Source organism: Blattabacterium cuenoti BPAA (genome assembly GCF_000348805.1).
Classification (GTDB): domain Bacteria; phylum Bacteroidota; class Bacteroidia; order Flavobacteriales; family Blattabacteriaceae; genus Blattabacterium; species Blattabacterium cuenoti_B.
The window spans coordinates 83,409-107,071 of sequence record NC_020510.1 but is presented as its reverse complement, the minus strand read 5'-3'; the positions used below and the strand labels follow the sequence as shown (position 1 = coordinate 107,071).

General features: G+C 26.5%; 22 protein-coding genes and 1 tRNA gene. 5 read left to right on the top strand and 18 right to left on the bottom strand.

The window, feature by feature from the left end:
- Positions 1–2 precede the first annotated feature (2 nt).
- From ribH to BPAA_RS00440, 3 genes are read left to right on the top strand one after another with little or no spacing between them, the layout of a single operon-like run.
- A complete protein-coding gene (gene ribH, locus BPAA_RS00450; protein WP_015429712.1) occupies positions 3–485 on the top strand; it encodes a 6,7-dimethyl-8-ribityllumazine synthase in 483 nt (160 codons plus the stop codon).
- Positions 482–2,218: a DNA mismatch repair endonuclease MutL gene (mutL, locus tag BPAA_RS00445; protein ID WP_015429711.1), complete on the top strand. Its 1,737-nt coding sequence runs from the start codon at positions 482–484 to the stop codon at positions 2,216–2,218. The genes ribH and mutL overlap by 4 nt, the downstream gene beginning before the upstream one ends.
- A gap of 3 nt (positions 2,219–2,221) precedes the next feature.
- Positions 2,222–2,926, top strand: coding sequence for a rhomboid family intramembrane serine protease (locus tag BPAA_RS00440; RefSeq protein ID WP_015429710.1), 705 nt, complete (start codon positions 2,222–2,224; stop codon positions 2,924–2,926).
- On the opposite strand, the gene lepB is transcribed toward BPAA_RS00440, so the two are convergent.
- Together lepB and dapB are read right to left on the bottom strand one after the other, a co-directional pair.
- Entirely contained in the window at positions 2,923–4,404 is a 1,482-nt protein-coding gene (lepB, locus tag BPAA_RS00435) for a signal peptidase I (RefSeq protein WP_015429709.1), read from the bottom strand. The two genes, BPAA_RS00440 and lepB, sit on opposite strands and share 4 nt — an antisense overlap.
- Positions 4,405–4,415: 11 nt before the next feature.
- Positions 4,416–5,126 (bottom strand): 4-hydroxy-tetrahydrodipicolinate reductase, encoded by a 711-nt coding sequence (gene dapB / locus BPAA_RS00430; RefSeq protein WP_015429708.1) that lies wholly within the window; start codon positions 5,124–5,126, stop codon positions 4,416–4,418.
- Between the two features lie 188 nt (positions 5,127–5,314).
- Here dapB and BPAA_RS00425 point away from each other — a divergent pair.
- Positions 5,315–5,399, top strand: a tRNA-Leu gene (locus tag BPAA_RS00425).
- 20 nt (positions 5,400–5,419) lie between these two features.
- On the opposite strand, the gene ilvA is transcribed toward BPAA_RS00425, so the two are convergent.
- The 15 genes from ilvA to atpB form a co-directional block, all read right to left on the bottom strand.
- Entirely contained in the window at positions 5,420–6,685 is a 1,266-nt protein-coding gene (ilvA, locus tag BPAA_RS00420) for a threonine ammonia-lyase (protein WP_015429707.1), read from the bottom strand.
- A 25-nt stretch (positions 6,686–6,710) separates the two neighbouring features.
- Positions 6,711–7,769: a ketol-acid reductoisomerase gene (ilvC, locus tag BPAA_RS00415; RefSeq protein WP_015429706.1), complete on the bottom strand. Its 1,059-nt coding sequence runs from the start codon at positions 7,767–7,769 to the stop codon at positions 6,711–6,713.
- Positions 7,770–7,809: 40 nt separating this feature from the next.
- Complete coding sequence (locus tag BPAA_RS00410; protein WP_231840112.1) at positions 7,810–8,112, bottom strand: acetolactate synthase; 303 nt, start codon at positions 8,110–8,112, stop codon at positions 7,810–7,812.
- A gap of 39 nt (positions 8,113–8,151) precedes the next feature.
- Entirely contained in the window at positions 8,152–9,846 is a 1,695-nt protein-coding gene (gene ilvB, locus BPAA_RS00405) for a biosynthetic-type acetolactate synthase large subunit (RefSeq protein ID WP_015429704.1), read from the bottom strand.
- A gap of 13 nt (positions 9,847–9,859) precedes the next feature.
- On the bottom strand, positions 9,860–11,545 hold the full coding sequence (gene ilvD / locus BPAA_RS00400; protein ID WP_015429703.1) for a dihydroxy-acid dehydratase: 1,686 nt from the start codon (positions 11,543–11,545) through the stop codon (positions 9,860–9,862).
- Positions 11,546–11,818: 273 nt separating this feature from the next.
- Positions 11,819–13,051: a tRNA 2-thiouridine(34) synthase MnmA gene (mnmA, locus tag BPAA_RS00395; RefSeq protein WP_023469901.1), complete on the bottom strand. Its 1,233-nt coding sequence runs from the start codon at positions 13,049–13,051 to the stop codon at positions 11,819–11,821.
- 116 nt (positions 13,052–13,167) lie between these two features.
- On the bottom strand, positions 13,168–14,286 hold the full coding sequence (gene dnaJ, locus BPAA_RS00390; protein ID WP_015429701.1) for a molecular chaperone DnaJ: 1,119 nt from the start codon (positions 14,284–14,286) through the stop codon (positions 13,168–13,170).
- Positions 14,287–14,300: 14 nt separating this feature from the next.
- Complete coding sequence (locus tag BPAA_RS00385; RefSeq protein WP_015429700.1) at positions 14,301–14,861, bottom strand: nucleotide exchange factor GrpE; 561 nt, start codon at positions 14,859–14,861, stop codon at positions 14,301–14,303.
- Positions 14,862–14,960: 99 nt separating this feature from the next.
- On the bottom strand, positions 14,961–15,959 hold the full coding sequence (gene trpS / locus BPAA_RS00380; protein ID WP_015429699.1) for a tryptophan--tRNA ligase: 999 nt from the start codon (positions 15,957–15,959) through the stop codon (positions 14,961–14,963).
- Positions 15,960–16,023: 64 nt separating this feature from the next.
- Positions 16,024–16,899 (bottom strand): ATP synthase F1 subunit gamma, encoded by an 876-nt coding sequence (gene atpG / locus BPAA_RS00375; protein WP_015429698.1) that lies wholly within the window; start codon positions 16,897–16,899, stop codon positions 16,024–16,026.
- A gap of 9 nt (positions 16,900–16,908) precedes the next feature.
- The gene (atpA, locus tag BPAA_RS00370; RefSeq protein WP_015429697.1) at positions 16,909–18,489 is read right to left on the bottom strand and encodes a F0F1 ATP synthase subunit alpha; all 1,581 of its coding nucleotides are present in this window, start codon (positions 18,487–18,489) and stop codon (positions 16,909–16,911) included.
- A 27-nt stretch (positions 18,490–18,516) separates the two neighbouring features.
- Entirely contained in the window at positions 18,517–19,077 is a 561-nt protein-coding gene (gene atpH, locus BPAA_RS00365) for an ATP synthase F1 subunit delta (RefSeq protein WP_015429696.1), read from the bottom strand.
- 4 nt (positions 19,078–19,081) lie between these two features.
- Positions 19,082–19,570: a F0F1 ATP synthase subunit B gene (gene atpF / locus BPAA_RS00360; protein WP_015429695.1), complete on the bottom strand. Its 489-nt coding sequence runs from the start codon at positions 19,568–19,570 to the stop codon at positions 19,082–19,084.
- 7 nt (positions 19,571–19,577) lie between these two features.
- Positions 19,578–19,805 (bottom strand): ATP synthase F0 subunit C, encoded by a 228-nt coding sequence (gene atpE / locus BPAA_RS00355; protein ID WP_015429694.1) that lies wholly within the window; start codon positions 19,803–19,805, stop codon positions 19,578–19,580.
- A gap of 15 nt (positions 19,806–19,820) precedes the next feature.
- Positions 19,821–20,900 carry a F0F1 ATP synthase subunit A gene (gene atpB / locus BPAA_RS00350; protein ID WP_023469900.1) on the bottom strand — a complete coding sequence of 360 codons (1,080 nt, stop codon included), beginning with the start codon at positions 20,898–20,900 and terminating at the stop codon, positions 19,821–19,823.
- A gap of 139 nt (positions 20,901–21,039) precedes the next feature.
- Here atpB and BPAA_RS00345 point away from each other — a divergent pair, with 139 nt between their 5' ends.
- Complete coding sequence (locus BPAA_RS00345; protein WP_015429692.1) at positions 21,040–22,191, top strand: trans-sulfuration enzyme family protein; 1,152 nt, start codon at positions 21,040–21,042, stop codon at positions 22,189–22,191.
- Here the strand turns inward: BPAA_RS00345 and cysS are convergent.
- The gene (gene cysS / locus BPAA_RS00340) at positions 22,186–23,661 is read right to left on the bottom strand and encodes a cysteine--tRNA ligase (RefSeq protein ID WP_015429691.1); all 1,476 of its coding nucleotides are present in this window, start codon (positions 23,659–23,661) and stop codon (positions 22,186–22,188) included. The genes BPAA_RS00345 and cysS overlap by 6 nt on opposite strands.
- Positions 23,662–23,663 lie beyond the last annotated feature (2 nt).

Here is a 23,663-nt window from a genome sequence, read left to right as displayed (position 1 = left end):
TTATGAAGAAAGATCCTGTTTATTCATTAGATCCAAAAAAAATAAAAAATGAAAATTTAAAAATTGCTATTCTTGTTTCTTTATGGAATAGAGAAATTACGAGTAGATTATATAAAGGTGCTTATGATACTTTAATTCAATTAGGTGTATTAAAAGAAAAAATTAAAACTTGGGAAGTTCCTGGAAGTTATGAATTAATTTATTCTTCTAAAAAAATTGCTCATTGTTGCCATTTTGATTCAATCATTGCAATAGGATCCTTGATACAAGGAGAAACTCCTCATTTTGAATATCTATGTCAAGCGATTTCGCATGGAATTAAAGAGATAAACATAATCTATGATGTTCCTGTTATATTTTGTGTTTTATCTGATAGAAATCAACAACAATCTTTTGATCGATCAGGCGGAAAAAATGGAAATAAGGGAATTGAATGTGCGAAAACAGCTATATATATGTCTTTATTTAGAAAATCTATAAAATGAAAAACATTATTCAATTTTTGCCTGAAAAAGTGATTCAACAAATAGCTGCAGGAGAGGTCATACAACGGCCTTCTTCTGTTTTAAGAGAGCTTTTAGAAAATGCAATAGATGCAAACGCAAAAACGATTGATATTTTTATCAAAGATTCAGGAAAAACATTAATTCAACTAATAGATGATGGAATAGGAATGAGTATTGACGATGCGAAAATGAGTATTCAAAAACATGCTACTTCTAAAATTAAAAAAACTGATGATCTTTTCAGAATTAAAACAAAAGGATTTAGAGGAGAAGCTTTATCTTCCATAGCACTTATTTCTCAATTAGAAATACAAACTAAAAAGAGAGAAGATGTAGTAGGAATACACCTTTTTGTAGAAGAAGGAAAAGTAAAAAAACAAATTCCTATAAATATGCTTCAAGGAACAAGAATTTCTGTGAAAAATATTTTTTATAAAATTCCTGTCAGAAGACAATTCTTAAAATCTTCTAGAATAGAATTTCAACATATTATTTATGAATTTCATAAAATCGTTTTAGCACACAGAAATATAACATATCGTTTTTATCATAATGATAAAATTATTTTTTATTTTAAAAAAACTTCTTTAAGAGAAAGAATTCAAGAAATTTTTAAAAATGAAAAAAAAAATTTAGTTCCTATCTTGATAAAAAAAAATAGAATTTTTGTAGAAGGATTTGTTAGCGTTCCAGATGTTTCTATGAAAAAAGGAGATCAATTTTTATTGGTCAATCAACGTTGTGTTACTCATTTACTTTTACATAAAAAAATTATTCATGCTTATGATGGTTTTTTGAAAAATTTCAAAACCACTTCTTATTTTATTTTTATTTTTATAGATTCTAGTTTAGTAAATTGGAATATCCACCCAACAAAAAAAGAAGTAAAATTAGAAGAAGAAGAAACGATTGGTATTATGATTCAACAAGAAATCAAAAATGTTCTATTTTCTCAATATAAAGTAAAAAATAAAGAGTTAAAGAACTATGATATTTTTTTATCTTGTAAATCACTCAAAAAAGATTATTTATTAAATAATTTGTATAAAAAACTTTATGATAAAGAAAAAATAGTTCAACTAGAAAATTTTTATCATAAACTCAATGAATCCGTTACATTTAAGAACAATTTTCAACTAACGAATGAGTTACATTACCTTGTTTCTCATCATGAGAAAAAAAGAGAGATAAAGACTTTTCAAATTAATAGAAAATATATAATTTTTGTTTTGAATGATGAATATATGGTATTGGTAGATCAACATAGAGCACATCAAAACATATTATTTGAATTTTTTGATAGAAAAAAAAATTTGATCAGTCAACAATTTCTTTTTCCTATCAAAGTAAAACTTTTGAAAAAAGAATCTCTTTCTTTGAAGAATATAAAAACTGATTTAATCAGTTTTGGTTTTCATTTATATATTTGTAAAAAATACGTTTATTTGTATTCTGTTCCTGAACAGATACAACAAAATATGTTGATTGAAGTTATTCAAAATATTATAACATATAATTTTATTAAAGGAAAAAAAAATAATAAAAAAAAACTTCTTCAAATCATATCTAAATCTGCATCTATAAAATATGGAACAAAGTTATATCCTGAAAAAATGAAATGTATAATCAAAGATTTATTTTCTTGTCAGAATCCAAATTATACGTATTCAGGAGATCCCATATTTTTTGTTTTAAACAAAAATTTTTTTTAAAAAGTGAATTTTTACACCAATTTCAATTCAGACGCTGTCAAACATTTAATTAGTATTAATATACTTGTATATACAGCTACTTTTGTTTTTTCACAATATAAAATAGATAGCATTCTTTCTTTATATCATCCTTTAGATGAACGATTTGAATTATATCAGATTTTCACTCATATGTTTGTACATTCCAAACGACTTTTTTTGCATATCATTTTTAATATGTTGGCTTTATTTATGTTTGGAGGACAGATAGAAACTTTGTTAGGAGTCAAAAAATTTATAATTATATATTTTGTATCAGGTATTTTAGCCGCATTATTTCAAATTATTTTTAATACTGGTGTTTTATATTACTTTGTTCAAACTTTAGATTTTTCACAAGCTGAAAAAACGTTAGATTCTTTAAATGAAGAACAAAAAATGAATCTTTATAGTTCTATGTATTCCCCTATGATGGGTGCTTCTGGAGCCGTAAGTGGAATCGTAGGAGTTTTCGCTAAATTTTTTCCAGAACATAAAATTTTCATTCTTCCTTTTCCTTTTCCAATAGCAGTTCGGAAAGCGATGACTCTTTTTATTTTTGGAAGTTTAGTTTCTGCAATTTTTAATTTAGCACCTGGAGTCGCTCACTTTGCCCATATTGGTGGAATTTTATCTGGTTATTTTATAGGAAGTTTTTTTATAAACAATGAAAGAAATACTTTTTATTAAGTTGATGATTTTTCACTTTTAAATAAAAAATAAATTAAATATACAAATGAAAATAAAAAAAATAAAGATAAATAAGAATGTTTTCCATCTATTGTTTTCATTATTCTATCCCAACGAAATTTCCAACTAAATATATTTATAGGACTTTTTCTATCCCAATCGATACTCATCCATATAAATATCGGTTTACCTACTATATGATCTTCTGGAACAAAACCCCAATAACGAGAATCAGATGAATTATGTCTATTATCTCCCATCATGAAATAATAATTTCTTTTGATTTTGTAATATTTTTTTGAAACTATATCAATTTTTTCAACTTTTTCATAATTGAATATTTCATTATAAATTTGAATATTTTTTGAATTTAATTTAATTAATTCTCCTTTTTTAGGAATGTGTAATGGGCCAAAAAAATCTCTATTCCAATCATAGTGATTAGGGAATATATAATGTTCCTTAAAATGAATGGGAAGAATATACTTTTTTATAAAAATTATGTTTTCAAATAAATTTTTGATATCAACTGCTTTTTTTTCATTTAACATAATTTGGTAAAAATATTCATTATTTTTTTTTCCAATATATTCAATATCTTTAACATCCATTTCTTTTTCAAGATATTCCACATTTAAAGGAATATTTTCTGTTTTAATAAAATAAGCTTGCTGTTTTTCTAAAAAAGATTTTTCTTTTTTATGATTCACAAATAAGACTCCTTTTTTAATAGAAATTAAATCTCCTGGTAATCCTACACAACGTTTAATATAATGATCTTTTCGATCTATTATTTTATGATTAGGATCTTTAGGAAAATTAAAAACTACTATATCATTTCTTTGTATAGATTGTATGGAAGAAAAACGAAAATAAGGCCATTGAAAAATAGAGATATAAGATTTTATATTTCCAATGATATTATTATGTGTAAAAGGGATGTAGATAGGAGATATAGGCATTCGTAATCCATAATGAATTTTACTGACTAATATGAAATCTCCTACTAATAAGGTTCTTTCCATAGAAGAAGTGGGAATCACAAAAGGTTGAACAATATAAGTATGAGTAATAAAAGAAAAAATCATAGCTAATAAAATTCCTATATTCTCTTCTTTTTTTTTAATATTTTCAATTTTAAAAATTGGAATTTTTTTAAAAAAATTTATGTAAAAAATATATAATCCTGCAGATAAAAAAAAGAAAAAAAAATTTTTTTTCGTTCTTTTAAAAAAAGTAAAAATTAAATCCGTCCATAAAATCAAAATCAATATAATACTAGTTAATGGAATAAGTAATAGAAAAATCCACCATATAGATCTTTTGTAAATTTTTAAAAGAATGAAAATATTATATATAGGAATTAAAATTTTCCAAGATTTGATCCCCAATTTTTTATAAAACTTCCATGTTCCTAAAATATGAATAACATGTTCAAGAAATAAAAAAATACCGCTAAAAATCAAATATTGATACATAAAAATATATTTTATAGTCCTAAAACTTCTTTCATAGAAAAAAAACCTTTTCTGTTTTGGATCCATTCTGCCGCAATAACAGCACCTAATGCAAAACCTTCTCTGCTATGAGCTTGATGTTGAATTTTTATATCCTCTATTTGAGATTCATATTTTACGATATGTATTCCTGGTACATGATTGAATCTTTTTGACAAAATCAAAATTTGATCTTTTGTTTTTCTCTCATCCAAAATCCATGTCTTTTTCATTTTATTATTCACTATATCTTTTGCTAAAGAAAGAGCTGTTCCACTAGGTTTATCTATCTTTTCTTTGTGATGAATTTCCTCTATTGTTACTTCATAATCTTTAGAAGATAACTGTAACAGTTTAGACAATTTTTTATTAATTTCGAAAAAAATGTTCATTCCAATACTAAAATTGGAAGAATATAAAAAAGACCCATTTCTTTTTTTACATATCTTTTTAAGAATTTCAAATTTTTCAAGCCATCCTGTAGTTCCACTTACAATAGAAATATCATTTTCTATACAAATTTTTATATTTTTGAATGCGGAATGAGGTTGACTAAATTCTATTGCTACATCTGAATTTGAATTCTTTAATAAATGTAAAGAAGGAGTATCATCACAACATAATGAAATTTTATGATTTCTAATCTGAGCTATTTTTTTTATAGATTTACCCATTCTTCCATATCCTATTATTGCTATATTCATATTATTTTATTTGATTTATATGAAATTTGAACAGAATAAATTCATAATTCATTCAAAGATAGTTTATTTTATATTTTTTTTTGATGAATTATCAATAAATTCTATTATATTTGAATGAATAGATAGTCAGTAAATAAATGACATTATTGATCGAAAAGAAAAAATGACTGACTAATGAGTAAGGGAAAGCCCACGTGGTGAAAATGGTAGACACGCCACTTTGAGGGGGTGGTATCCGATTAGGATGTGCTGGTTCAAATCCAGTCGTGGGTACAAAATAAATTCATTTTTTTTCAGATAAGAACACGAAATAAATCTGGATTTTTATTTAAATATTGAAAATGAACTTTATGTTTTTTCATTTTTCCTATCAACCCAGAAAATTCGTTTTTATCTGATAATTCTATTCCTATTACTGCAGGTCCTTCTTCTTTGGAAGTTTTTTTAGAATATTCGAAATAGGTAATATCATCTTTAGGACCCAAGATGTTGTTAACGAATTCCTTTAAAGCACCAGCTCTTTGGGGAAATTTTACAATGAAATAATGTTTTTTTTCTTCATACAAAAGAGATCTTTCTCTGATTTCTTCCGTTCTGGTAATATCATTGTTTCCTCCACTTAAAATACAGACAATAGTCTTTCCTTTTATTTTATCAGAATAAAAATCTAAAGCTGCTATTGAAAGAGCTCCAGCAGGTTCTGCTACAATAGCTTCTAAATTATATAAATCTAAAATCGTTGTGCAAACTTTTCCCTCCGGAATCGTTATGATATCAAATAATGTTTGATGACATATATTAAAATTTAATTCTCCCACTTTTTTTACTGAAGCTCCATCAATAAATCGGTCTATTGTTTTTAATTCAACAATTTTTCCTTTTTTTAAAGAGTAACTCATAGATGGAGCCCCTTGAGGTTCTACTCCTATAATTTTCGTTTTAGGACTAAATTCTTTAAAATAACTTCCTACACCAGAAGCCAATCCTCCTCCACCAATAGGAATAAAAACATAATCTATATCTGAAATAGATTGTTGTAAAATTTCTACCCCAACAGTAGCTTGACCTTCTATAATTTTAACATCATCAAAAGGATGAATAAAAATTTTTTCATTTTTTGTACAATCTTTCATTGCTTCAAAACTAACTGCATCAAAGGTGTCTCCGAGAAGAAAAATTTCAATATATTCTTTTCCAAACATTTTTACTCTTTCTATTTTTTGTTTAGGAGTAGTACTCGGCATATAGATTTTACCCGGTATTTTTAATATATTACAAGAATAAGCAACACCTTGTGCATGATTTCCTGCACTGGCACAAATAATCCCTTTTTTCAGTTCTATATGAGATAAACTTTTTATCTTATTATAAGCACCTCTAATTTTATATGAACGTATAATTTGTAAATCTTCTCTTTTTAGAAAAACATTTGCTTTATATTTTTCTGATAAAAGAGAATTTTTCTGTAATGGAGTTTCATTAATAATATCTTTTAAAATATTTTTAGCTCTAATTATTTCTTGGTAAGAAGGAAAGTATCCTTTGAATTTATTTTTCAATCTTTATAAAATGAGTCAGTAAATATTATAAATTTTTATCTTTTTTTTCTTCCGGTCTAAGATTCCGAATAATGGATCCTACTTTCCATAATTCACTTTGTCTAAGATCTTGCAATTCTTCTTGTAATTTCTTTCTATAGTCTACGTTACTATTAACTTTAATAATTCTTTTTGCTTCATTTCCAGAAGATACTTCATGATATAATTCTTGAAATATTGGAAGAGTAGCATCTCTAAATTTTTTCCACCAATCTAAAGCACCTCTTTGTGCAGTAGTAGAACAATTAGCATACATCCAATCCATTCCTTTTTCCGATACTAGGGGCATCAAACTTTGTGTTAATTCTTCTACCGTTTCGTTGAAAGATTCTGAAGGAGAATGCCCTTTTTCTCTTAATATTTGATACTGTGCTGCAAAAATTCCTTGTATAGCACCCATTAAAGTTCCTCTTTCTCCCACTAAATCAGAAAACACTTCATTTTTAAAATTTGTTTCAAATAAATATCCAGACCCTATTCCGATTCCAATTGATAAAGTTTTTTCTAAACTATTTCCACTATAATCCTGATAAATGGCATAACTAGAATTAATTCCTTTTCCTTGTTGAAAAAGTCTTCTTAAACTGGTTCCTGATCCTTTGGGTGCTACTAAAAAAATGTCTATTTTTTTAGAGGGGTATATTTTTGTTTGATGACAAAAAGTTAATCCAAATCCATGTGAAAAATATAAAGATTTTCCTTCAATTAAATATTTTATAAGAGTAGGCCAAAAAGAGATTTGACCGGCATCTGATAGCAAATACATGAGTATAGTCCCTCTTTCAGATGCTTCTTCTAAAGAAAAAAGATTTTTACCTTCTATCCATCCGTCTTTTAATGCTTTATCCCAAGAAGAAGAATCTTTTCTTTGTCCTACGATCACTTGAAAACCATTATCTCTTAAATTAAGAGATTGTCCAGGCCCTTGAATTCCATAACCTAATACAGAAATAGTCTCTTGTTTTAAAATTTCTCTAGCTTTAGATAATGGGAATTCATCTCTTGTAATAATAGTTTCTTCTATTGATCCAAATTTAATTTTCATAATTTGTATTATTTAATTTAAGTAATTTAAGATGTAGTATTTAGTGGTAAATCCATTTTTCTCCATAAATTTTTTTTTGAATTTTTTCTTCTAATTTGTAATAATAAACATGAATAATTCCAATTAACTTTTCAATTGATTTTTTGATTTTCAATAATTGTTCTTCTGGACATTTCAAGTCTATCACATATTGAATATTACTGATGGGGTCATCCTCATTCTTCTTACTAGATACATTAATATGATCAGTTTTAATATTTTTTCGATTGAATATAAGAAGAATTCTACTTAATAATCTTGTTTCTTTTTCTCCTAAAATTATTATTCTGAATTGATGCTTCATAGTATTTTTATATATTATTTTATTTATCAATCATTATTATTATGTTAAACGAATTTCATCTACAGCGGCTCCTGCAGGAATCATAGGAAAAACATTATCTTCTTTTTCGATTACAACTTCTAATAAAAAAGCTTTTTTATAACTTAATGCCTTTTTTACTGATTTTTCTAATTCTTCTCTTTTATTTACTTTCTTTGCTTTGATGTTATAAGCATGAGCTAATTTTATAAAATCTGGATTAACTAATTCTGTACATGAATAACGTTTATCAAAAAAAAGCTGTTGCCACTGACGTACCATTCCTAAAAAATTATTATTTAATAGGACAATTTTAACGGGTATCTTATATTGTAAGATAGTCCCCATTTCTTGGATTGTCATTTGAATTCCTCCATCTCCTACAATGCAAAGAATTTGCCTATTTTTAACACCTAATTGAGCTCCTATAGAAGCCGGTAAAGCAAAACCCATAGTTCCCAATCCTCCAGAAGTTATTTGACTCTTTTTGCAAGTAAAATTGAAATATCTTGAAGCTATCATTTGATGTTGTCCTACGTCAGTTACGAGAATTGCATTTTTTTTCTTGTACTGATTGATCCATTTAATCACTTCCCCCATGGTAATTCCTTTCTTTTTTGGATAAAGATCTCCTTGTATTACTATCGTCTTCTCTTTTTTTTTAAGATGAAAAAATTTATCTTTCCATTCTGGATGAATAGATTCGTTAACATAAAGAATCAATTTTTTTAAAGATGTTTTACAATCTCCCAAAATTGGGATATGACATAAAATATTTTTATTGATTTCGGAAGAATCTATCTCTAAATGAATGATTTTAGCTTGTTTAGCATATTTTTTAACATCTCCAGTTACACGATCGTCAAATCGCATACCTACCGCGATGAGAATGTCACATTGATTAGTTAAAATATTGGGAGCATAATTTCCATGCATTCCTAACATTCCTACATATAAAGAATGATTACTATCCAATGCTCCTAATCCTAATAAAGTACTAGCTACTGGAATTCCAGTTTTTTCAACAAATTTTTTAAATTCTTCTTCGGCTTCCGCTAAAATCACTCCTTGACCTACAAGAATCAAAGGTCTTTCAGCCGAATTGATTAAATCTGCAGCTTTCATGATTTTTTCGTCTTCTATACAAGGATATGGATAAAAATTTTTGATATATTTACAACGTGTATAGTGAAATACAGTTTTTTGAAACTGAGCATCTTTAGTTATATCTATTAATACAGGGCCTGGTCTACCTTGTTTAGCTATAAAAAATCCTTTTTGAATTGATTCACAAATATCTCTAGCTTTTAAAACTTGAATATTCCATTTTGTTACAGGAATAGATATATCTATTATATTTGTTTCTTGAAAAGCATCAGTTCCTAATAAATGAGAGGATACTTGTCCAGTAATGCAAACAAGAGGAGTGCTATCTATTAAAGCATCTGCTAATCCGGTAATTAAATTAGTAGCTCCTGGACCTGAAGTAGTAAAACATACTCCAATTTTTCCAGTTGCTCTAGCGTATCCTTGTGCTGCATGAATTGATCCTTGTTCATGACGCATGAGAATATGCGAAATGGAGTTTAAATAATCGTGTAAAGAATCATATATGGGCATAATTGCCCCCCCTGGGTATCCAAATATGTATTCAACCTTTTCATATAAGAGTGCTTTTATTACTATTTCTGAACCAGAAAATAATTTTATTTCCATAAAACAAACAAAACTAAAATTGATCTGTAATACATCCTTCAGAAGCTGGAGATACCATTTTGGTATATTTATATAAATAACCATTTTGAATTTTTAATAAAGGAGGAGTCCACGTTTTTCTCCTTCTTTGAATTTCTTCATGTTTCACTTCAAGAGTAATGATATTATTTTCCGTATCTATCTTAATAAAATCATCATTTTGGACTAAAGCAATCAATCCTCCAGATTGTGCTTCTGGAGTAATATGTCCTACGACAAAACCATGTGACCCTCCTGAAAATCGACCATCTGTAATAAGAGCAACTTTTTTTCCTAATCCGGATCCCATAATGTATGATGTTGGTTTCAACATTTCTGGCATTCCTGGGCCTCCCATTGGCCCCACATATCGAATTACAATGACAACTCCAGGTAAAATTTGATTATTTAAAATAGCTAAATTTGCTTCTTCTTCCGAATTAAAAACAAGAGCCTTTCCTCTAAAAATTGTTCCTTCTTTTCCAGTAATTTTAGCTATAGCCCCTTCTGGGGATAAATTTCCATACAAAATTCTAATATGCCCGTTCTTTTTGATGGGCTTATCTAAAGAATGAATAATTTTTTGATTAAAAGTTATATTAGGAATATTTTTCATATTTTCAGATAATGTTTTTCCAGTAACGGTTAAACAATCTCCTGATAATATTCCTTCATTTAATAAATATTTTATAATAACAGGCATTCCTCCTATCTTCTTGTGAATATCTTCCATTAAAAAAATTCCGCTAGGTTTTAGATTTCCAATGAGAGGAACTTGATTGCTAATTCTTTGAAAGTCTTTTAAAGAAAAATCAATATTTGCTGATTTAGCAATAGCTAAAAAATGTAAAATCAAATTAGTAGAACCGCCCAAACACATGGATAATTTCACACCATTTTCTATGGAAATTTTTGTTACTATATTTTTTGGTTTAATATTTTTTTTTAATAAATTTTTAATATATATAGAAACTTCTTCACATTCTATTTTTTTATTTTCACTTGTTGAAGGAGAAGAGGAAGAATAAGGGAGCATCATTCCCATAGCTTCAAAAGCAGAAGCCATAGTATTTGCAGTATACATCCCTCCACAAGCACCTGGTCCTGGACAAGAATGTTTTACTATATTTTTGTATTCATTTTCAGTAATTTGACTAGTGTTTTTTTTTCCTAAGGCTTCAAAAGAAGAAATAACATCTAATTTTTTTCTATTATAATAACCGGAAGAAATACTTCCTCCATATACAATGATAGATGGTCTATTCAATCTTAGCAAAGCGATCATAACTCCTGGTATATTTTTATCACATCCAGGTATAGCTATCACTCCATCATAATGATGAGAATCTACTACAGTTTCTATACTATCTGCTATTAATTCTCTAGAAGGAAGTGAATATCTCATTCCTGGAGTTCCCATAGTAATTCCATCACTTACTCCAATAGTAGTAAATTGAAATCCTACTAAATTTTTAGTTATAACCGATGATTTTATTTTTCTGGCCAGTTTATCTAAATGCATGTTGCAAGGATTTCCTTCGTACCAATTACTAACAATTCCTATTTGAGCTTTACAAAAATCTGATTCTTTTATTCCTGTGGCATACAACATAGCATGTGCTGCTGGTAAATTAGGGTCTTTCGTGATTTTTTTGCTAAAATTGTTAATTCTTTTTTTCATGAAATTTAATAAATAAATCAAAAACCCCTACGGAGAAAGTAGGGATATAAAATACAAAACTAGAATAGTTTAATGAAAATAAACTATGTAATAAGTTTCAAATTATATAATATGCAAAAATATGAAAAAATAGATTATATAAAATAGGTTTTTATGTATTTATTTTAAAATATTATTATTTTTTTGATTTATTCATAAATAAATTATAAAGTTTCTAATAATAAATATAAAATATACATTTTTTTAAAAATTTTAAAAGAACAAATTTTATATTCATAAAATGAATTCAATTTTTAAAAAAATAACAAAATATAAAATCATGGAAATAATTCCTGAACCGATTAATTCTTTTCCAAGATACCAAACAGCAAATTGTCCTTCCGTTATAGCACATTGCATGCTTTCAAACTCTATGAACATTCCTTTTTTGATTTTATATAATTTTGATTTTTGTAATGGTTGTCTATAACGAATCCTACAAAGAACATTCATTTTTTCTCCTTCAAAAAGAGTAAGATCTTTCCGTACCCAATGAATATTTTTTTCATGAATAAACAAAGATTTTCTATATAATCCTGGATGTTTTTTCCCCATTCCTGTATAAACAATATTTTCTTTTACATCAGTATCTATCACAAAAAGTGCTTCCTTGTAACCTCCTAATGCTATCCCTTTACGTTGTCCCTTAGTAAAAGAAAAGGCTCCTTGATGATATCCAATTATTTTTCCATCTGATTTTTTGTATTTTTTTTTTCTTGATAGAAAAAATAATTCTTCTTCTTTAGAAGAAAAAATTTTTTTTTCTTGATATACTGAAGCATTAGAATTGATGCATACTATTTCTCCCTTTTTTGGAGTAATTTTTTTTTTAAGAAAATTGAATAAATTAATTTTACCTACAAAACATAATCCTTGAGATTCTTTTTTATGAGCATTCCATAATTTGTGTATTTTGGCTATTTTTCTTACTTGATTTTTAGTTAATAAACCTAATGGAAATAGAGATTTTTCCAGTTGATATTGTGTTAATTGACATAAAAAATATGATTGATCTTTATTTAGGTCTTTTCCAATCAAAAGACGATAAATTGTTTTTCTATTTTTTACAATTTTTTTTTTATTCACATAATGTCCTGTTGCAATCAAATCTGCTCCTAAATCAAGAGCTTTTTTCAAGAAAATGGAAAATTTTATTTTCCTATTACACAAAATGTCTGGATTAGGGGTTTTTCCTAATCTATACTCGTTAAACATGTAGTTTATGATATGTTTTTTATATTCATTTTTCATTTCTATTACTTGAAAGGGGATATTTAATTGCTTAGCTACTAACATAGCATCAATGCTATCCTCTTTCCAAGTACATTTATAATGATTATAACTCTCCTCTTCCTCTTCCCAATTATGCATAAATAACCCAATAACTTCATAACCCTTTTTCTTAAGGATTAATGCAGCAACACTGGAATCTACTCCTCCTGAAAGGCCGACTACTACTTTTTGCATCATAATATCATAAAAATCATATTGAAATCAACAAAAAAAAGAATGAAATCTAACAATTTTCAATGAAAAACTATATTTATAAGAATAAAAATTAGAAAATGATTTTGAGATCTTTTTTAAGAAAACATTTCTCTTACACGATCAAAAAACGATTTTTCTGAATTTCCGGGATGAGGAAGAAAATTTTCATTTTTTCTCATTTTTTCAAAAAATTTTCTTTGTTCTTCATTAATTTTTCTTGGAGTCCAAACGTTTACATGAATAAAAAGACTTCCATATCCATATCTTTCAAGATTAGGCAATCCTTTATTTTTTAATCTTAGAGTTTTTCCTGATTGTGTTCCTGGATCTATTTTTATTCTTGCTTTACCATTAATAGTAGGAACCTCTTTCAAAGCTCCCAATATTGCATCTGGAAATGATATGTACAAATCATAATGAAGATTACTTCCTTCTCTTTTTAATTTAGGATGAGGAATTTCCTCAATTAAGACAATTAAATCTCCAGAAATACCACCAAATGGGGCTTCATTTCCTTTTTCAGAAACTTTCAATTGAATTCCTTCTGTAAGACCTGCGGGTATTTTAATATTCACTAATTCTTCTTCTTTAATTAATCCATGTTTATTCGCTCCATAAGGAATATTTTCTATGATTTTTCCAGTTCCATAACATACCCCACATTGAGAAGTAGTTTGCATTCTTCCTAAAATAGTATTAGTGACTCTGACTATTTGCCCACTTCCATTACAAGATGTACAATTTTTAAATTTGATTCCTTTGGCAACTTTGAGTCTTTTTACCTTAACTTTTTTTTCTATTCCATTCGCTATTTCTTCTAAAGAAAGTTTGACTCTGATTCTTAAATCACTTCCTTTAATAGTTTGATGTCTATTTGATTTTCCAAAACCAAAACTAGAAAAACTTTCACCAAATGCATCCGAAAAAATATCTCCAAAATTTTCAAAAATATCCTCCATATTCATTCCTGAACCCAATCCACTTCCTTTTACTCCAGAATGTCCAAATTTATCATACCGTTGTCTTTTTTCTAGATTGCTTAAGACTTCGTAAGCTTCAGCCGCTTCTTTAAATTTTTCTTCTGCTTCCTTTTTATTATCTAAATTCTTATCTGGATGATATTTGATTGCTAGTTTTCGATAAGCTTTTTTAATTTCTTCTGGAGAAGCATTTCTAGAAACTCCTAATACTTCGTAATAATCTTTTTTCATCATGAAGATAAAATTAATTATTTTCCGATAATGACTTTAGCATGTCGGATTATTTTTTCTTTTAGAAGATATCCCGCTTCTATAATTTCTATAATTTTTCCTTTTAAATTTTCCGTCATAGCTGGAATTTGTGTTATCGCTTCATGGAAATCCGTATTAAAATCATCTCCTTTTTTGATTTTTATTTTATTTAATCCCTTTTCTTTTAAAATTTTAATAAGTTTTTCCTGTATCAAAAAAATTCCTTTTACAGGATGTTCATCTTGATATTTTCTTAATTCTTTAATTCCTCGTTCAAAATCATCTAAAATTGGAATTAAATCTATAAGAATTTGTTCATGAACATCTCTAAAAATATCAAATCTTTCTTTTTGAATCCGTTTTTTATAATTTTCGAATTCTGCAAAAAGACGTAAAAATTTATCTTTTTCTTTTTCTAATTCTTTTTTCAAAAATTCAATTTCTTTTTTTGATGGATGATGGTTTTCTCCTTGTTGTTGACAAGAACAAGATTTTTCCTCATCTATTTTAGGAGATAATTTTGACTGTTTTTCAGTATTTTTTTGATTGATATCCATAATATAAAATATTTTTCAAAATAATTCTATGGATTGTAGGGGGCAAAAGATTTGCCAAAAAATATAATTATGTCATAATGACAAATAATATTTGATAAATCAAATTATAGGATTGAATTTCAAATGCTTTCTAATGAAATTTAATCTTTCATAAGCTATTCTATTTGCTTTTTTAGCACCTGAAGCTAAAATATGATCCAACAAAGATTTATTTTTTATGAAAGAAAAAAACTTTTCTCTTTCCGATGAAAATTTATGAATGATATACTCATATAATGCAATTTTTGCCTCATAATATCCATATCCTCCTTTAAGATATCTTTTTTTCATGATCTCTATTTTATCCACAGGAGCTATTAAACTATATAAAGACATGATATAATCAGTTTCTGGATTTTTTTTCTCTTTTACAGATTTACTATCTGTACGAATACTCATAATCTGTTTTTTCAAAATTTCGTCTGAAGAAAAAATGTTAATACAATTTTTTTTAGATTTACTCATTTTATTTCCATCTGTCCCTATCACAAACATGTTTTTTTGTAAAAAAGCATTAGGTAATACAAATAATTTTTTTCCTATTTTTTTATTAAAATAATTGGCGATACGACGAGTTATTTCTATATGTTGTAATTGATCTTTTCCTACTGGAATAAGTTTTGCGTTATAAAGTAAAATATCAGCAGCCATTAGAATAGGATAAGTAAATAAACCAACACTTATTTTTTTTTTATTTTTTATTTCCTTTTTAAAAGCATGAGCTAATGCAAGTCTTTGGTATGGATAAAAACAATTGAAATACCAGGCTAATTCAGTAACAAGTGAAACATCAGATTGTCTGTAAAATAAACAATTATCTATATTTAATCCAAAAGCTAACCATGCCGCCGCAATTTGATAAATATTATTTTTGATTGTTATCATATTATTCTCTTTCTCTATTTGAATCATTGAATGTAAATCCGCTATAAATATACATGAAGAATGTTTTGTATTTTTATTAGCTATGGATACAGACGGAATAATAACACCTAAAATATTCCCTAAATGAGGAGTTCCTGTACTTCTAATTCCTGTTAACATTATTTTTTCTTCCATAAAAAAATTATGTTTTTGTTTGTAAATAAATATATAATTAATATAATTTGAATTGAAATTTTTATTATTTCTTTTTGTTCAAAGATTCTAATCCACTTATAATTTCAAGTATTTCTTTAGTAATCGTAGTTTGTCTTTCTTTATTATAATTTAATATTAGATCATGTTTAATATCAGATGCATTTTCTGTAGCTTTATGCATAGATATCATACGAGATGTATGTTCTGCTGTAGTAGATTTCCAAAAAATTTTTAATAATTTTGCATTTAAAAATTTTGGAATTATAAAATTTAATATTTCTTTTTGAGAAGGTTCTAAAATATAGGAAGATCCTAATGTTTTTTTTCTAAAATCTTTAATAGTAATAGGAAGAAATTTTTCTAGAACTACTTCTTGAAAGGAGGATTTTTTCAAGTGATTGTAGATTAAATAAATCGAAGAAAACTTTTTTTTTAAAAAACCAAAAATGAACTCTGATACTAAAAATTGGATTTTTTGATGGGATAAATTGTTTCCGATCCAATTTTGATTGGACATATTATATTTCTTTTTACATAAAAAATCGAATCCTTTTTTTCCAATAGAAAAAAATAAACATTCATTATGTAAATACCCTTTTGTTTGAAAAATATGATTAATTTTTTCAAAAATTAGAGAATTGAAAGAACCACATAAGCCACGATCAGAAGTAAATACAATAAATAATTTTATTCTTCCTTTTTTTGAAAAATATGGATTTTTTTCAAATTTTTCTTTGTTTCCTGTAAACAAAAGATCGAAAAGAATTGTCTCTATGGAATCTAAATAAATTCTTACTTTCATCAGTAAATTTTTTGCTTTTCGTAATTTTACTATAGAAATCATTTTCATTGCTTCTGTAGTTTTTATAACTGATTCTATAGATAATATTCTTCTCTTGATTTCTTTTGGATTAGACATAATAAAAAATTAAGGAACGTATTTATCACTTAATTGTAAAGCTACTGTTTCTAAAATATCAGATATTTTTTTGTCAAAAATTCCGTTTCTTAAAGAATTTAAGACATTTTCATGTTTTTCGTTTAAATAAAAAAGATATTCTTTTTCAAAATCTGAAATTTTATCAATAGGAACCTTTTTAAGGAAATTTTTAGTACCAGCATAAATAATAGCTATTTGATCTGCGATATCATAGGGGGTATGAGGATTTTGTTTTAATATTTCCATATTAATTCTTCCCTTTTTTAAAATATTCGTAGTAGATGAATCTAGTTCAGAACCAAATTTTGAAAAAGATTCTAATTCTCTGAATTGAGCTTGATCTAATTTTAGAGTTCCAGATATTTTTCTCATAGATTGAATTTGTGCAGCCCCTCCTACACGAGAAACAGATATACTTTCATTAATTGCAGGACGAATTCCAGAATGGAATAAATCTTTTTCTAAAAAAATCTGACCGTCTGTAATAGAAATAACATTAGTAGGAATATAAGAAGAGATATCTCCAGATTGAGTTTCAATAATAGGCAAAGCAGTTAAAGAACCTCCACCTTTTATTTGTTTTCTAATAGAAAATGGAATGTCATTCATTTTTTCAGCCATTTTTTGATCTTTTATTATTTTAGCGGCTCGTTCTAAAAGACGAGAATGTAAATAAAAAACATCTCCTGGATAGGCTTCTCTACCAGGTGGACGTCTTAATAATAAGGATATTTCTCTATAAGAAACCGCTTGTTTTGAAAGATCATCATATATCACTAAAGCAGAACGACCTGTATCCCGGAAATATTCTCCTATAGCCGTACCAGAAAAAGGAGCATAAACTTGCATAGAAGCGGGATTAGAAGAATTTGCTGCTACTATAATTGTATAAGACATAGCTTCTTTTTCTTGTAATATTTTTAAAATTCTTGCTATAGTAGACCCTTTTTGACTAACGGCTACATAAATGCAATAAATAGGATTATTTTTTTCAAAAAATCTCTTTTGATTGATAATTGTATCAATAGCTATGGTTGTTTTTCCCGTTTGTCTATCTCCAATAATTAACTCTCTCTGTCCTCTTCCTATAGGAATCATAGAATCTATAAATTTTATACCAGTTTGAAGAGGTTCTTGAACAGGTTCTCTATAAATCACACCTGGAGCCTTTCTTTCCAATGGCATTTCAAATAGTTTTCCTTCTATAGGGCCTTTTCCATCTATAGGATTTCCTAATGTATCTACAACACGACCCAACATATTTTCTCCTACTTTGATCGAGAAATTTTTTCCAGTTTTTTTTACGATATCTCCTTCTTTCAAATTTTTTGATGGACTAAGTAAAACAATGCTAACATGGTCTTCTTCTAGGTTTAAAACCATTCCTTTAATTCCATTCTGGAATTCTACTAATTCTCCATAAAAAGCAGAATTTAATCCAAAAGACCTAACAACACCATCTCCTATTTGAACAATAACACCAAATTCGGATAATTTGGATTCAAATTGAAAATTTGATAATTCTTCTTTAAGAATTGATGATATTTCAGAATATTTTAAATCTGACATATGAAAATAAAAACTTTTATTTTTTAATTAATATTGATTTTGAAATATATTTTTTTGAATATGGGACAACTGTTCCTGAATGCTAAAATTCCATTCTTTATATCCTATACGAAATATAAAGCCTCCAATAATAGATTTATCAATTTGATTAATGATGTGAAATTTTTTTTTATTAGATATTATTTTATGTGCAATCATTTCTTGTATATCCTTTCTCAAAGGAAAAGAAGAAATTACAATAGATTTTACAAATCCTTTTTGATCTTCTTCGTATATTCTATCGTATTCTGAAAGAATTTCTTTCAAAAAAGATTCTCTTTTTTTTAGAATGAGGAGTTTAATAAATTTAAAAAGTAAAACATCAAAATTGTAAAATATTTTTTTGAAAATTTTTATTTTTTTTTCAGTATATAATAGATTTGTGTTAAGAATTTTATAAACATTTTTATTTTTACTTAAAAAAAAGCATACTTTTTTGATTTTTTGATAAAAAATTTCAATATCATTATCATTCATATTCATAACAGAATACTCAAAAAAAATTCTAGCGTAATGTTGAATGATTTTTTGATTTTTATTTGAAAACATTAAATTAGGACAATTTATCTACTAATTCTTTTATAAATTTATCTTGTTTATCGTATTGATCTAACTCTTTTTTTAAGATTTTTTCGGCTATTTGAATAGAGATATCTCCTATTTTATTCTTTAATTGACGAATAGCAACTTTCTTTTCTATTTGAATATTTTTTTTTGTTTCTTCTATAATTTTTTTCTTTTCTATCATTCCTTCCTCTTTAGCTTTTGATTTTATTTTTTCTTTGATTTGAATAGCTTCTTTCAAAATCATATCTCTTTTCACATGAGTTTCTTTTAAAATTTTATTTTTTTGATCTTCTACATGTTTTAATTCTTTTTTCACTTGATCTGCTTTTTCAATAGATATTTTAATTTTTTCCTCTCTTTGATCAATAAATTTTATTATGGGATTCCAAGCAAATTTTGAAAGAAAAAACATAAGAATTATAAATATTATTGTATGCCAAACAATGAGTCCAATAGAAGGAGTCACTAAATCCATTGAAATTTTATTTAAATACAGCTAATAATGTTGTGACTATTCCAAATAATGCGGATCCTTCAATCAGTGCAGACGCTATAATCATAGCATTCTGTATTTTATTTGAAGCCTCAGGTTGTCTAGCAATAGCATCCATTGCAGAACTTCCGATTTTTCCAATTCCTAATCCCGCTCCTATGACTGCAAGACCAGATCCTAAAGCAGCTAAACCTGAGTAAGTTAAATCTATATTCATATAATAATAATATTTTTAATGTGTTTCATTGTCATAGTCATAATCTTTCACAGACATTCCTATAAGTAAGGAAGACAAAGTTGTAAAAATAAAAGCTTGTAAAAAAGCGACCATAATTTCTAACATAGAAATGAAGAAACCGAAAATTATGGAAAACCCAGTTACGAAAAAATTTTTAAAAATAAAAATGAGACAAATAAAACTTAAAATAATTATGTGTCCGGCAGTAATATTAGCAAACAATCGAATACACAAAGTTAATGGACGAATAAAAATTCCAATAAATTCTATAGGAGCTAATAATAATCTAATTCCCGTTGGAACTCCTGGCATCCAAAAAATATGTTTCCAATAACTCATATTTGCATTGATATTGGTAACAATAAATGTCATAATCGCTAATACTAATGTAATATTTATGTTTCCTGTTACATTTGGAAATCCTGGAATAAGACCTATCAAATTATTAATTAATATAAAAAAAAAGGATGTTAACAAAAAAGGAAGAAAAATTTTATATTTCTTTCCAATATTAGGAATTGCAATTTCATCCCGTATAAACAAAATTAAAAATTCTAAACAAATTCCTAAACTCCATTTCATTTGATGATTTTTATAATTACGTTTCATTCGTATGAAAATATAAGATAACAAAAAAGAGGATATAAAAAGGGATACCACATTTTTTGTAATAGAAAAATCCCAAGGTTTATCATTTTTTGGATTTCCTTTCGAATCCATATGTAATAATCCAATATCATTGGTTTTATATATTGTTTCTCTAAACATCTTATAATATCCATATTTTCCTTCTACCACATTTCCACATGAAAATTTAGAGGAAAAAAAAATTTCTAATCCATTATTCCATAAAATAACTGGCAAAGAAAAAATAATTCCATGATTTGGAGTCCCTGCAATATGCCATTCATGAGAGTCATTGACATGATCCAAAATAATATGAGCTATATCCATATTATTTTTATTTTCATTTTTTATTTTCACATTCTGATTTTTATTTTTATCAGAAGATTCGACAAACAAAAATAAAAACAAAAAAAAGAATAGAAAATATATTATTTTTTTTGAAATCATTTACTAAAAATCGAAAAATAGGAAACAAATTTATATTTTTTTCAAAAAAAATGTCGTTTTTTTAGAAAAAAATTCCAAAAATTGTATTTTCATTTTGAGTACATTTGCATACGAGATTATATAAAATTAATTATAGACAATGAAGGAAGAAACAAAACTTATTCAAAATATTTTATCTGATCCTCTTACAGGGGCTATTTCTACACCAATATATCAAACTTCAACTTACGTACAGGAAGCTCCTGGTGTTCATAAAGGATTTGATTATACTAGAACGAATAATCCTACAAGGAAAATATTGGAAGATTTAATAACTAATTTGGAATACGGTTATGCTAGTTTAGCATTTTCTTCTGGATTAGCATCTGTAGATGCTGTATTAAAATTGCTAAAATGTGGAGATGAAATCGTAGCTGTAGACGATATTTATGGAGGAACATTTCGTTTATTTAATTTATATAAAAAATTAGGAATTAATACTAAATTTGTAGATACAACAGATATAGAAAAAACTATATCTTTTATTTCTGATAATACAAAATTAGTTTGGTTAGAATCCCCTACCAATCCTACGTTAAAAATATCTGATATAGAATTTATTAGTAAAAAATCAAAAAAGAAAAATCCAACTATTTTAGTTGTTGTAGATAATACATTTGCTTCTCCTGCTATTCAAAATCCTTTGAAATTAGGATCAGATATAGTAGTTCATAGTGCTACAAAATATTTATCAGGACATTCAGATGTGTTAGCTGGATCAATTACTGTAAAAAAACCAGATTTATATGAAAAACTCAAGTATATTCAAAATGCAACTGGAGGGGTTTTATCTCCTATTGATTGTTGGTTGACTATAAGAGGAATCCAAACGTTATATTTACGTATCAAGAAACAATCTCAAAATGCTTTCCAAATCGCTTCTTTTTTAAAGAACAAAAAGAATGATGAAATAGATAAAGTTTATTATCCTGGATTATCTCATCATAAAAATCATTTTATTGCAGTAAAACAACAACGATATTTTGGAGGAATTGTTTCTTTTAGTTTAAAAAAAAATACAGTAGAATCAGCAAAACAAGTTGTGACTTCTACAAAGTTATTTAAATTGGCAGAAAGTTTGGGAGGTACAAAAAGTTTAATTTGTCATCCAGCAACTATGACTCACAAATCTACTCCTTTAGAAATCAGAATGAATGCAGGAATACAAGATTCTATGATTCGGTTATCTCTTGGAATCGAAAACACAGAAGATCTTATAGAAGATCTTGATCAGGCTTTTAAAGCTCTATAAAAATTTATTATCATGTAATAAAACTCCTATATGATACAGTTCTTGTCTAATTTTATCTGAAATGATCCAATGTTTTTGTTTTCTTTCTTCTGTACGAAATTTGATCAATCTCTCAATGAGGATTTTTAATTTTTTAGAATCTTCTTCATGATGGTTGATTTCTTGAATTCCTAAAATATCAAAAACAAAATAAATCATATATTTTTTTAATAGATGAAAATGAGATATGTTCTGAATGGAATCATTAATGATGAGTGTAGAAATTTGAAATAAATGAGTTATTAATAAAGGAAGATTAAAGTCATCATTAATAGCTTGATAACAAATATCTATCCAATGATGAACATTAAAAACAATGTCGAAATTTTTTGATGTTTTAGTCTTAGGTTCTAAATTTTTTAATATTTTTATAGCTTTCATGATTTTATGATATCCTTTTTCAGCTTCTATTAGTCCTTTATTGGAAAAATTCATAATGTTTCTATAATGGGTTTGTAAAATGTAAAACCTGAAAATACTAGGAAAAAAAGTTTTGTTACAAGTTTTGTTATAAATAATATCTTTTAATTCCAAAAAATTTCCTGTAGACTTACTCATTTTTTTTCCATTTAAAGTAAGCATATTTGTATGCATCCAATAATGAGCAAAATAACTTTTGTTATAAATTCCTATAGCTTGTGCTAATTCGCATTCATGATGAGGAAATTTTAGATCTATTCCTCCACCATGGATGTCAAAAGTTTCTCCTAAATATTTTGTACTCATTGTAGTACATTCTATATGCCAACCAGGAAATCCTCTTCCCCATGGAGAATTCCAATTCATAATATGATTAGAATGAGCTTTTTTCCAAAGAGAAAAATCATGAAATCCACGTTTTTCTTCTATAAATTTTAATTTTTTATAAAAAAGTTGATCAACTTGATTTTTGCTAATCACCCCATAAGGATAGAATTTTCTATATTCTTTTAAATCAAAATAAACAGAACCATTTACTTCGTATGCTAATTTTTTTTTAATTAGCTCTTGAATCATATCTATTTGTTCTATAATATGACCTGTAGCCGTTGGTTCTATACTTGGAGGTAACACATTTAGAACATTTAATAAGTTGTGAAAAGAAAGAGTGTATTTTTGAACAATTTCCATGGGTTCAAGTCCTTCTAAACGAGATTTTTTAGAAATTTTATCTTCTATATCCAAATTTTCATTTTCTAAATGTCCAACATCAGTAATATTTCTCACATAACGAACTTTATATCCCAAATGTTTTAAATAACGAAAAACAATATCAAATGATATAAAAGTTCTACAATTTCCTAAATGTAAGTAGTTATAAACCGTAGGTCCACATACATAAAGACCAACATATTCCTTGTGAATCGGATGAAATAATTCTTTTTTTCCTGTTAAAGAATTATATATTTTTAAATGATTTCTATTTTTTTGTTGATAACTATTTTCCTCCATTT